This is a genomic window from Stagnimonas aquatica (assembly GCF_003730135.1).
GTDB lineage: Bacteria > Pseudomonadota > Gammaproteobacteria > Nevskiales > Nevskiaceae > Stagnimonas > Stagnimonas aquatica.
Window position 1 is genome coordinate 40139 of sequence record NZ_RJVO01000003.1, and the last position, 12085, is coordinate 52223.

Here is a 12085-nt window from a genome sequence, read left to right on the forward strand (position 1 = left end):
GCAAAAGCCCCGGTTTCCCGGGGCTTTTTCGTGAAGTTCAGTACAGCTTGCGCTCGCTCACTGGCGGCGGCGTGTACTGGTACAGCCAGGTCTCGCTCAGGGTTTCCTTGCCACTCTTCAGATACAGCCGGATGTTGATCGGCTCCAGGCTGTCGTCCGGCACCAGGTCGAACATCGCCCGGTAGCCCTTGAGTGCGTGCAGGGGGCGGGCCGAGGTGATCTCGACGCTGCCGCGCGAGGCCTCGATCACCGCCTCGACCGGGGTCTTGGGGTCCAGCTCGGCGAGCTTGCCGCCGGCGAAGTCGATGGCGAAGCGCCAGGAGAAGCGGGTGCGCTTCTGGCCGATCACGCCGCCCAGGCCGGTGCGGGTGTCATGGACGGTGGCCAGCGGCGGCGTCGCCGGCGGCACCGCACCCCAGTGCAGCTTGTAGGACAGCAGGTACTCCTGGCCCGGCTGCACCGGCTCCTTCGGGTTCCAGAAGGCGACGATGTTGTCGAAGGTCTCGTCGACGGTGGGAATCTCCACCAGTTGCACCGCACCCAGACCCCAGTCGCCCTTGGGCTCCACCCAGAGGCTGGGGCGCTTCTCGTAGAACACGCCGTCGTCCTGGTAGTGGTCGAAGTTGCGGTCGCGCTGCAACAGGCCGAAGCCGCGCGGGTTGTTGTCGAAGTAGCTGTTCACCCGCACCCCGGTGGGGTTGACCAGCGGCCGCCACAGCCATTCGCCGGCGCCGGTCCACATCGCGAGGCCATCGGTGTCGTGGATCTCCGGGCGCCAGTCCCAGGCCATGCGCCGGTCGTTCTCGCCGTACTGGTACATGCTGGTCAGCGGCGCAATGCCGAGCCGCTCGATGGCCTTGCGCGGATAGAGCGCGGCGTCGATCTCCATCACCAGACTGTCGCCGGGGGTGAGCAGGAAGCGGTAGGCGCCGGTGGTGCTCGGCGAGTCGAGCAGGGCGTAGACGGTGAGGTGCTCGTCGCCCTTCTTCGGGCGCTCCAGCCAGTAGGCGCTGAAGATCGGGAATTCCTCCGGACGCGGCAGGCCGGTGTCGATGGCCAGGCCGCGCGCCGACAGGCCGTACTGCTTGTCCTTGCCCACCGCGCGGAAATAGCTGGCACCGAGAAAGGCGGCGACATCCAGCTCGAACTTGGGCGGCACCTGGATGCGGAAGCCGGCATAGCCGAGGTCTTCCGGCAGCTTGCCGAGCTTGGCCTTGCCGTCGTACTTGAAGTACTCCGGCTTGTAGGCGAGTTCGCGCGCCTGGCCGTCCACCACCTCGAACAGGTGCACGGGCGTCTGGAAGTACAGGCCGAGGTGGAACAGCCGGGCCTGGAAGGGGCTGTCCGGCGTGCGCCAGAGCGAGTGCTCGGGCTTGAATTGCAGGCGCTGGTAGTCGTCCCAGCTGATGTCCTTGAGCGACTTCGGCAGCTCGCCCTGGTGCGAGACGTAGGGCGATTCCGCCAGATGCCGGGCATGGCCCTTGAGCCAGGCGTAGTCGAAGGCCTGCGCCTTGGCGGTGGCGGCCTCGGCCGGCAGCGCCTCCAGTAGGGCGGCGAGCGGGATGCCGTAGGCGGCGAGGGCGGTGGCGGACTTCAGGAAGCCTCTGCGATTCATGAGCTGGCGTGTTTCTTTGGGGCAGGCGCGCGAAGTTTAGATTCAGTTGCGGCAGAGCAGGGCATGCGACCGGCGATTTTTGGCCGGGTTCCCAGACCGAGCTTGACGGGCTGGGCAAAAAGTCAGCGCTGGTGCAGACGCACCAAGCGGGTGCGGTCAACTTGTATCCAAATGTCAAATGGCTGCCGCGAAGCGCTGCCTAGACTCCCAGCCAAGCTCGAAGCCCCGTCCGGGGTGATTCCAGCGATCCACGCTGCCTTCGCTCTCTTCCCCCGCCACAAGAAAAGGGACTTCCATGCACCAGTCTTTGCCAGCCCGTCTCGCCGGAGCGGCCCTGCTCGCGGTTTCCTACTCGGTCGCGGCGCAGGAGCCGGTGACCACCATCCCGGTGCAGCCCCTGGCCGAACCGGCCAAGCCGGAAGTCCGCGAGATCGGCTTCAAGGTGAAGAGCCGTGGCGGCTTCAGCATCGAGTCGGACGACGGTAGCGCCGGTTTCGACATCGAAGGCCGCACGGTGTTCGACGTCAACTACTTCGACGGCTTCTACAACCAGGGTGGCGACGGCGCCACCGGCAGCGAGAGCGAACTGCGCCGCGCCCGCTTCGGCTTCAACGGCTGGTACAGCAAGGACTGGAACTACACCTTCCTGGTCAACCTCGCCGAGGACACCCGCAACATCGACTCCACCGCCACCACCATCGACACCGCGATGGTGCAGTACACCGGCTTCAAGTACGCCGATCTCACCGTCGGCCGCTTCAAGCGGCCGGTGTCGCTGGACATCCTCACCAGCTCCAACTGGCAGCCGCTCACCGAGCTGGCCTACATCTGGGAGCTGGCGCCGGCCAACGACATCACCAAGTTCTCGGTGCAGGCCAGCAAGCTGTTCGAGTTCGGCAACAAGTCCGGCCTGGTCTACCAGTTGGCGCTGTCCGACGCCTACGCCGAGGACGAGCCGACCAAGAGCGGCAAGGACCACTACGCGCTCAACGGCCGCCTGGTCTACACCCCCTGGGTGGACAAGGGCCGCATGCTGCACCTGGGCCTGTCCTACGGCGACCAGAACCCCGGTGACGGCGCCACCACCAACGTCCGCTCGCGGCTGGGCGTGCACGGCATCAACAAGCTCACCCTGGCGGCCAGCCAGCCGATAGCCAGCGACAGCCAGTTCGGTTTCGAGGCGGCCGGCATCTTCGGGCCGATGTCGTTCCAGGCCGAGTACCAGAACCGCAGCATCGGCGGCGCCGAAGGCAACGCCGACATCGAGGTCAGTGGCTACTACCTCACCGGCACCTACACGCTCACCGGCGAGTCGCGCGGCTACAAGCGCAAGGACGGCCGCTTCGACAAGATCGTGCCCAGCAACCAGCGCTACGGCGCCATCGAGCTGGTCGCCCGCATCCAGAGCGCCACGGTGTCGCCGCAGGGCGGCACCGAGGTCAGCGCCGACGCCTACACGGTGGGCGCCAACTGGTATCCGATCCGCGCCGTGAAGCTGGCGCTGAACGTCACCCAAGCCACCGTCGATGGCCTCGACACCGGCGCCGCTGGCGACAGCGGCCGCGCCGTGGTCGGCCGCGTCCAGTGGGTTTTCTAAGCACCGCGCCTCTTTGGGATACACAACGCCATGTTCATCAAGCACCGTCCGCACCTCGCCCTGGCCGCCGTCGCGCTGAGCCTGCTCGCCGCTTGCGGCAAGAAGAGCGCCGAGGAAGCCGCCCCGGCCGTCGCCGAAAAGACCAGCCTGGTGGTCTACACCGCCTTCGAGCCGGAGCAGTTGCCGGCCTTCAAGCAGGCCTTCGAGGCCGCCAACCCGAACATCGGCATCGACTGGGTGCGCGATTCCACCGGCGTCATCACCGCCCGCCTGCTGGCCGAGAAGGACAATCCGCGCGCCGATGCGGTCTGGGGTCTGGCCGCCAGCTCGCTGTTGTTGCTCGACAACTACAAGCTGCTGGAAGCCTATGCGCCGCAGGGCGTGGAAAAGCTCGACCCGCGCTTCGTCGACAGCCACACGCCGCCGCTGTGGACCGCCGCCGACGCCTACGAGGCGGCGATCTGCGTCAACACCGAAGAGCTGAAGAAGAAGAACCTGCCGATGCCGGCCAGTTGGGCCGATCTCACCAAGCCGGTCTACAAGGGCTATGTGGTGATGCCCAACCCGAATTCCTCGGGCACCGGCTTCCTCGCCGTCGCCGGCTGGTTGCAGATGATGGGCGAGGACAAGGCCTGGGAGTACATGAACGCGCTGGACGCCAACATCGCGCGCTACACCCATTCCGGCTCCAAGCCCTGCAAGGAAGTCGCCACCGGTGAAGTGCCGGTTGGCATCTCGCTGGGCTATACCGGCGTCAAGCAGAAGGCCAAGGGCGCGCCGGTGGAGATCGTGTTCGCCAGCGAGGGCCTGGGCTGGGACATGGAAGCGCAGGCGATCATCGCCGGCACCAAGAAGCCCGAGGCGGTGCGGAAGCTGATGGACTTCGCAGTGAGCGAAACCGCCAACAAGCTCTACAACCAGGCCTATCCGATGATCGGCATCCCGGCGCTGGCGCAGCCGGTGAGCGGCTACCCGGCCGACATCGCCAGCAAGTACGCCAAGAACGACTTCGCCTGGGTCGCCGGCAACCGCGAGCGGGTGCTGGCCGAGTGGCAGAAGCGCTACTCCAGCAAGACCGAGCCCAAGACCTAGGCCGCGCCGGAACCGCTCCCCATGACCGAGCCGCTGCTCCGCATCCGCAAGCTGCAGAAGCGCTATGGCCAGGCCATCGCGCTGGATCGCATCCATCTCGACGTGCAGGCCGGCGAGTTCCTGTGCTTCCTCGGCCCCTCGGGCTGCGGCAAGACCACCCTGCTGCGCGCCATCGCCGGCCTGGACCCGCAGAGCGCCGGCAGCATCCACCAGGGCGAGGCGGAAATCTCGGCGCTGCCGGCCGAGAAGCGCGGCTTCGGCATCGTCTTCCAGTCCTACGCGTTGTTCCCCAATCTGACGGTGCTGGACAACGTCGCCTACGGTCTGGTCGGCAAGCTGCCGCGCGCCGAGCGCGAGGCCAGGGCGCGCGAACTGCTGGCGACGGTCGGCCTGGAAGGTTTCGAGCGCAAGTATCCGGCGCAGTGCTCGGGCGGCCAGCAGCAGCGCGTCGCCCTGGCGCGTGCCCTGGCGCCCAAGCCGGGTCTCTTGCTGCTCGACGAGCCGCTGTCGGCGCTCGACGCCCGCGTGCGGGTGCACCTGCGCAGCCAGATCAAGGCGCTGCAGGCGCAACTGGGCGTGACCACCATCATGGTCACCCACGATCAGGAAGAGGCGCTGACCATGGCCGACCGCATCGTGGTGATGAACCGTGGTGAGATCGAGCAGGTGGGCACGCCGTACGAAATCTACGAGCAGCCGCGCACCCGCTTCGTCGCCGATTTCGTCGGGGCGATGAACTTCCTGCCGGCGCGGCTGCGCAACGCCAGCCTGCTGGAAGTCGCCGGCACGCTCATCGAGCTGCCGCAGCCAGCTTCGCTGCTGCCCGGGCTGCCGATCACCGCCGGCATCCGCCCCGAGCGGGTGCGGCTGGCCGCCAGCGGCTTGCCGGCGACGCTGCTGGCGCGGGAATTCCTCGGCAGCCAGTTGCGCCTGCTGGCGCGGCTGGCGGACGGCAGCGAATTGCAGTTGCTGCTGCCGGTGGAGGCCGCCGCCGGCCTGCCGGAAGTGGGCGGCGCGCTGGCGCTGGACTTCAACCCCGACTATCTGCGGCTGTTTCCCGCCGAACCGCTGAGCGAGTCGGCCACGGCATGAGCAGCCTGGCTCTGAACCTGCCGCGCTGGCGCCCGCTCTGGCAGGGCCTGTCGGATCGCGGCCTGCTGCTGTTCGCGCTGGCGCTGGCGGTGCCGACCCTGCTGCTGCCACTGGGCACCCTGGTCGAGCACGCCTTCTTCGATGACTCCGGCCGCTGGGTCGGCTTTGCGCGCTTCCTCGGCTATCTCGCCGATCCGGCCTTGCAGCGCTCGCTGCGCAACTCGCTGTGGGTGTCCACGGTTTCCACGCTGATCTCGGTGACGCTGGCCTTTCTCGCCGCCTACAGCGTCTCCCGCACCCTGCTGCCGGGGCGCGGCCTGCTGCGGCTGGTGCTGTTCCTGCCGCTGATGGCGCCCTCGCTGATGCCCGGCCTGGCGCTGGTCTACTGGTTCGGCGAACAGGGTCTGGCCAAGGGCCTGCTGTTCGGCGCCGAGCTGTACGGGCCGGTGGGCATCGTCATTGGCTCGGTGTTCTGGACCCTGCCGCTGGCCTTCCTGATCCTCAGCACCGCCTTCGCCAATGCCGACGGCCGGCTGTTCGAGGCGGCGCGGGTGCTCGGCGCCAGCCCGTTCCGGGTGTTCCGCACCGTCACCTTGCCCTCGGTGCGCTACGGCCTGATCGGCTCGGCGGTGGTAGTGTTCACCCAGGTGTTCACCGACTTCGGCGTACCCAAGGTGATCGGCGGCCAGTACAACGTGCTGCCCACCGACATCTACAAGCAGGTGATCGGCCAGCACAACTTCGGCATGGGTTCGGCGATCAGCCTGGTGCTGATCCTGCCGGCGCTGCTGAGCTTCGCGGTGGATCGCTGGTCAGCGAGCAAGCAGAGCGCCGCCCTGGGCGCGCGCGCCACCCGCTACACGCCGCCGCCGGATCGCCTGCGCGACGGTCTGGCCGGCGTCTACGCGCTGCTGCTGTCGGCGGCGGTGCTGGCGGTGATGGGCATGGCGGTGTACGCCTCGCTGGTCAGCTACTGGCCCTACAACCTGACGCTGACGCTCGACAACTACCGCTTCGAGTCGGTGCCCGGCACCGGCTGGCGCGCCTTCCGCAACTCGCTGGAGCTGGCCTTCCACACCGCCTGCTTCGGCACCGTGCTGGTGTTCCTGTTCGCCTATTTCACCGAGAAGGGCCGCAAGGGCGTGCTGCTGCGCAACGCCTTCCGCCTGTTCGCGATGCTGCCGCTGGCGATCCCCGGCCTGGTGCTCGGTCTGGGCTATGTCTTTTACTTCAACGCGCCGGGCAATCCCTTGAATGTGCTCTACGGCGGCATGAGCCTCTTGGTGATCTGCACCGTGGTGCACTTCTACAGCGTGGTGCACATGACCGCCGCCACCGCCATCAACCAGCTCGACCGCGAATTCGAGGCCGCCAACGCCATGCTCGGCGCGCCGGCCTGGCGGCTGCTGCGCAAGGTGACACTGCCGGTCTGCCTGCCGGCCATCCTCGACATCTGGTTCTACCTGTTCGTCAACGGCATCCGCACCGTCTCGGCGGTGATCTTCCTCTACGCCACCGACACCACCCTGGCCTCGGTCGCCTCGCTCAACCTCGACGACTCCGGCGAGACCGCCGAGGCCTGCGCGATGGCGGTGCTGATCGTGCTGGCCTGCCTGCTGGTGCGCCTGCTGCACTGGCTGGTGTCGAAGTTCCTGCTGGCGCGCCTCCAGCACTGGCGCCATTCCTAGCCACGTCCATGAGCGCGCAACGCTATCAACGCCGCTACACCGGCCCGCTACAGGCGGTGATCTTCGACTGGGCCGGCACCGTCATCGACTACGGCTGCCTGGCGCCGGTCGAGGCCTTCGTCGAACTGTTCCGCCGCGAGGGCCTGAGCCTGAGCCAGGCGCAGGCGCGCGAGCCGATGGGCACCGAGAAGCGCGAACACATCCGCCGCCTGCTGGCGATCCCGGCGGTCGCCGCCGCCTGGCAGCAAGCCAAGGGCAGCACCACCAGCGAGGCCGACATCGACCGGCTCTACCGGGAGTTCCAGCCGATCCAGCTCGCCACCATCGCCAGCAATGCGCAGATGATTCCCGGCGCGGTGGCCCTGGTGCAGCGGTTGCGCGCGCGCGGCCTGAAGATCGGCGCCAACACCGGCTACAACCGCGAGATGCTGGCGCTCTGCGAGCGCGCCGCGCTGGCGCAGGGCTATGCGCCGGATTGCAGCCTCGCCGCCGAGGACGCGCCGCGCGGCCGGCCCTGGCCGGATCTGGCGCTGGCCAATGCCCAGCGTCTGGGCCTGTCCTGCGTGCAGGCCTGCGTGAAGGTGGACGACACCGTGGCCGGCATCCAGGAAGGCTTGTCGGCCGGCATGTGGACGGTGGCGGTGGCCCTGAGCGGCAACGAGGTGGGCCTGTCGCTGGCCGACTGGGCCAAGCTGCCGCCGGCCGAGCGCAGCGCCCGCGCCGCCGCCGCCAGCCAGCGCCTGAGGCAGGCCGGCGCCCACTACGTGATCGACAGCGTCGCCAGCCTGGAAGTCAGCCTGGACGACATCGAGATGCGCCTCGCCTGCGGGGAGCGGCCATGAGCCTCAATGGCGGGCGCGACTTCGATGTCGCCGTGGTCGGCGCCGGCATCGTCGGCTTGGCCCACGCCTATCAGGCTGCGCGGCGCGGCCTGAAGGTGGCGCTGATCGACCGCAGCGAGTTCGCGGTCGGCGCCTCGGTACGCAACTTCGGCCTGATCTGGCCCATCGGCCAGCCACCCGGCCTCTTGCTGGACCGCGCGCTGCGCAGCCGCCGGCACTGGCTGGATCTCAAGGCGGCGGCGGGCCTGCCGCTGGAGGAAAGCGGCAGCCTGCACGCGGCGCGGCATCCCACCGAGCTGGCGGTGCTGGAGGAATTCCTCGGCCGTTACGCCGACGCCGGCTACGAGATGCGCCTGCTGACGCCCGACGAGGCGGTCGCCAAGGCGCCGTCGCTACGCCGCGAGGGCCTGCTCGGCGCGCTCTGGAGCGCCACCGAACTCACCGCCACCTCGCCGCTGTGCGTGCGTGGCCTGGCCAGCCACCTGGCCGAGCGCTGGGGCGTGCGCCTGCTCAACCGCTGCATGGTCACCGGCGTCGACAGCGGCCTGCTCTACACCGAGCAGGGCCGCATCCGCGCCGGCCATATCTTCGTGTGCAGCGGGCCGGACTTGCAGACCCTGTTCCCGCAACTGCTGGCGCCCCTGACGCTGTGCAAGCTGCAGATGCTGTCGGTGGCACCGGAGGATAGCGGTTACCGCCTCGGCCCCGGACTCTGCGCCGGCCTCACGCTGCTGCACTACGACGCCTTCAGCGGCTGCACCGACAGCCTGCCGGCGCTGCGCGCGCGCGCCGACGCGGTCTACCCGCTGCAGCGGCGCTGGGGCATCCACGCGCTGATCTCGCAGCACGCCGGCGGCGAGCTGATCCTCGGCGATTCGCACGAGTACGGTCACACCCTGGAGCCCTTCGACCGCGAGGAGATCAACCAGGCGATCCTCGACACCATCCACGAGTTCATGCGCCTGCCCGGGCATCGCCCGGCGCGGAGCTGGCATGGCATCTATCCCAAGCTCAAGGGCGGCACCGAGCTGATCGCCGATCCGCTCAAGGGCGTGACCGTGGTCAATGGCCTGGGCGGCGCCGGCATGACGCTGTCGCTGGGCCTCGCCGAGGAAGTGCTGGAGGCGCGGCTGTGAGTGCTGGCGTCGAGAGTCTGCTGGCGCTGCTGGTGAGCCGGGGCGGCGGACAGTACGGCTACGAGCCGGTGAGCCAGCTAGCTCACGCCCTGCAGACCGCCAGCCTCGCCGAGGCGGCGGGCGAGGGCGCGCCGCTGGTCGCCGCCGCGCTGCTGCACGATCTCGGTCATCTGGTCGAGGGCAGCGAGGTGGAGCGCCTGGCGCGCGGCGAGGACGACCATCACGAGCTGCGCGCGCTGCGCCTGCTCAAGCGCGAATTCGGTGCCGCCGTGGTCGAGCCGGTGCGCCTGCATGTACAGGCCAAGCGCTACCTCTGCGCGCGCGAGCCGGACTACCTCGCGGCCTTGTCGGCGGCCTCGCGCGCCAGCCTGGCGGTGCAGGGCGGGGCGATGTCGGCCGACGAGGCCGCCGCCTTCATCCGCCTGCCGCAGGCCGAGGCGGCCTTGCGTCTGCGCCGCTACGACGACTGCGCCAAGAATCCGCTGGCGCAAAGCCCCGACGCCGGCCATTTTCTACCTCACCTGCGTCAGGCCCAGGCCGAGACGCGGACCGCAGCCACCCGACCCGATTCGCCGTCAGCCCAGACCGGAGCCACGTCATGAACCACCACGCCCACCGTCGCAATCGTGCCGCCGCCAGCCTCTGTCTGGGTCTGGCCCTGGCCGGCGGCCTCGCCGCCTGCGGCCCCTCGCATGCGCCGGAGGCCAGCTTCGCGCCGGCGCCGCGCGAGCTGCGCTGCGCGCCGGACCCGGCGACGGTGGCGGCGAAGTCGGCCGACGGCGTCGCGGTGGCGAAGATCGACAGCGCCGCCTGCGAAGCCGAGCACGCCAAGGCCAGCCACTCCTGAGCCGCGCCATGGACCGTCGCCGCTTCCTGCAACTGGCCGGCAGCACTGCCGCCGCCTCGCTGATGCCGCAGTGCATCCGCGACGCCCTGGCGATTCCCGCCAACAACAAGTCCGGGACCATCCAGGACGTCGAGCATGTGGTGATCCTGATGCAGGAAAACCGCAGCTTCGACCATTACTTCGGCACCATGGCCGGGGTGCGCGGCTTCGGTGACCGTTTCACCATTCCGCTGCCCGGTGGGCTCAAGGTCTGGGAGCAGACCTACAGCGCCGACGGCAGCTCGCGCACCCTGATGCCCTACCACCTGGACAAGAGCAAGGGCAATGCCCTGCGGGTGGCCCAGCTCACCGCGCTGCCGCACAGCTGGAGCGACGCCCAGCCGGCCTGGAACAACGGCCGCATCGACCAGTGGCCGACCTACAAGACCGAGCAGTCGATGGGCTACTACAAGCAGGCCGAGGTCGAGTTCCAGTTCGCGCTCGCCAACGCCTTCACGGTCTGCGACCACTACCACGCGGCGATCCACGCCGGCACCAACCCCAACCGCATCTTCCACTGGACCGGAACCAACGACCCCAGCGGCGCCGGCGGCGGCCCGGCCACCAGCAATGCCAACGACTCGTTGGACGCCAGCAGCAGTGGCTACAGTTGGACCACCTATCCCGAGCGCCTGCAGCAAGCCGGGGTGCGCTGGAAGGTCTACCAGAACCTGCCGGACAACTTCACCGACAACCCGCTGGCCGGCTTCAAGCAGTACCGCGCCGCCAACGAGGCGGCCGGCAACAACAGCGACGGCTTTCCCTATCCCGCCTACGACGAAGCGCAGGACGCCAGCAATCCGCTCTACAAGGGTGTGGCCAACACGCTGCCGAACGGCAACACACTCAACCCGAACATGCTGGCCGACTTCGCCGCCGACATCACCGCCGGCAAGCTGCCGCAGGTGTCCTGGGTGATCGCGCCGATGTTCTATTCCGAGCACCCGGGTCCATCGAGCCCGGTGCAGGGTGCCTGGTACGTGCAGGAGGTACTGAACGCGCTCACCGCCGATCCCGAGCTGTTCAGCAAGACCGTGCTGATCGTCAATTTCGACGAGAACGACGGCTTCTTCGACCACCTGCCGCCGCCCTGCGCGCCGTCGATGAACGAGGACGGCAGCCTGGCCGGCAAGAGCACGCTGGCGGACATTTCCAGCGAGTACCACAGCGGCGACGAGTACAAGAATCACGCCTTCGGCCCCGGCCCACGGGTGCCGATGATGCTGATCTCGCCCTGGAGCCGTGGCGGCTGGGTGTGCAGCCAGAGCTTCGATCACACCTCGGTGCTGCGATTCCTGGAACAGCGCTTCGGCGTGATCGAGCCCAACATCGGGCCCTGGCGCCGGGCCTTCTGCGGCGATCTCACCAGTTGCTTCAACTTCGTCGATCCCAACAACGACAACAGCGCCGAACTGCCGGCGCTGACCAAGCTCGGCGTCGATACCGTCACGCTCACGCAGTCGCTGCTGCTACCGGTGGCGGTGCCTTCGGAGAGCGAGCAGAGCCTCCCGGTGCAGGAGACCGGGGTGCGGCTGTCGCGGGCGCTGCCCTACGAGCTGCATGCCAGCGCCGAACTCGACGCCAGGACCGGCCGCCTGCGCCTGGTGTTCGCCAATACCGGCAGCGCCGGCGCGGTGTTCCACGTCTACGACCGTCTGCATCTGGACCGCAACCCGCGTCGCTACGGCGTTGAGGCCGGCAAGCTGCTCGACGACCACTGGGATCTCAATGCCGATGACGGCGCCTACGATCTCTGGGTGCTGAGCCACAACGGCTGGCACCGGCATTTCACCGGCAATCTGTTCGCGCAGGCCGAGCCGCTGCCGGAACTGCGGGTCTGCTACGACATCGCCAACGGCGGTGTCTACCTGCAGACCAAGAACGACAGCGCCAGCGCGCGCACGCTGAAGATCCGCGCCAATGCCTACTTCGGCGACGGCCCCTGGAGTCTGAGCCTGCGGCCCTACGGCGCCGCCGACCACGGCTGGTCGCTGGCGAGCAGCGGCAACTGGTACGACTTCACGGTGACTATCGAGGGCGACGACAGCGGCTACAGCCGCCGCTTCGCCGGCCGCGTCGAAACCGGCGAGCCCCTGCTCAGCGATCCGGCCATGGGCCTGGGCTGAACCTTTTTATT

Annotated in this window: 10 protein-coding genes; 9 read left to right on the top strand and 1 reads right to left on the bottom strand. The window is 68.6% G+C overall.

All coding sequences use genetic code 11. The features are described from left to right. Positions 1 to 37 precede the first annotated feature (37 nt). Positions 38 to 1615, bottom strand: coding sequence for an OpgD/OpgG family glucan biosynthesis protein (locus ED208_RS07465; protein ID WP_123211271.1), 1578 nt, complete (start codon positions 1613 to 1615; stop codon positions 38 to 40). 295 nt (positions 1616 to 1910) lie between these two features. Here ED208_RS07465 and ED208_RS07470 point away from each other — a divergent pair, with 295 nt between their 5' ends. From ED208_RS07470 to ED208_RS07510, 9 genes are read left to right on the top strand one after another with little or no spacing between them, the layout of a single operon-like run. Continuing rightward, a complete protein-coding gene (locus ED208_RS07470; protein WP_123211272.1) occupies positions 1911 to 3212 on the top strand; it encodes an OprO/OprP family phosphate-selective porin in 1302 nt (433 codons plus the stop codon). Between the two features lie 36 nt (positions 3213 to 3248). Then, positions 3249 to 4304, top strand: coding sequence for a putative 2-aminoethylphosphonate ABC transporter substrate-binding protein (locus tag ED208_RS07475; RefSeq protein WP_436286623.1), 1056 nt, complete (start codon positions 3249 to 3251; stop codon positions 4302 to 4304). Positions 4305 to 4325: 21 nt separating this feature from the next. Further along, positions 4326 to 5396, top strand: coding sequence for an ABC transporter ATP-binding protein (locus tag ED208_RS07480; protein ID WP_123211274.1), 1071 nt, complete (start codon positions 4326 to 4328; stop codon positions 5394 to 5396). Further along, entirely contained in the window at positions 5393 to 7084 is a 1692-nt protein-coding gene (locus ED208_RS07485; protein WP_123211275.1) for a putative 2-aminoethylphosphonate ABC transporter permease subunit, read from the top strand. Before ED208_RS07480 ends, ED208_RS07485 begins: the two co-directional genes overlap by 4 nt. An 8-nt stretch (positions 7085 to 7092) precedes the next feature. Next, positions 7093 to 7926 carry a phosphonoacetaldehyde hydrolase gene (phnX, locus tag ED208_RS07490; protein WP_123211276.1) on the top strand — a complete coding sequence of 278 codons (834 nt, stop codon included), beginning with the start codon at positions 7093 to 7095 and terminating at the stop codon, positions 7924 to 7926. After that, on the top strand, positions 7923 to 9062 hold the full coding sequence (locus tag ED208_RS07495) for a TIGR03364 family FAD-dependent oxidoreductase (RefSeq protein ID WP_123211277.1): 1140 nt from the start codon (positions 7923 to 7925) through the stop codon (positions 9060 to 9062). Before phnX ends, ED208_RS07495 begins: the two co-directional genes overlap by 4 nt. Next, positions 9059 to 9664: an HD domain-containing protein gene (locus ED208_RS07500; RefSeq protein WP_123211278.1), complete on the top strand. Its 606-nt coding sequence runs from the start codon at positions 9059 to 9061 to the stop codon at positions 9662 to 9664. The genes ED208_RS07495 and ED208_RS07500 overlap by 4 nt, the downstream gene beginning before the upstream one ends. Next, positions 9661 to 9909, top strand: coding sequence for a hypothetical protein (locus ED208_RS07505; RefSeq protein ID WP_123211279.1), 249 nt, complete (start codon positions 9661 to 9663; stop codon positions 9907 to 9909). The genes ED208_RS07500 and ED208_RS07505 overlap by 4 nt, the downstream gene beginning before the upstream one ends. Positions 9910 to 9917: 8 nt before the next feature. Continuing rightward, positions 9918 to 12074, top strand: coding sequence for a phosphocholine-specific phospholipase C (locus tag ED208_RS07510; protein WP_123211280.1), 2157 nt, complete (start codon positions 9918 to 9920; stop codon positions 12072 to 12074). The last annotated feature ends 11 nt before the right edge of the window (positions 12075 to 12085 follow it).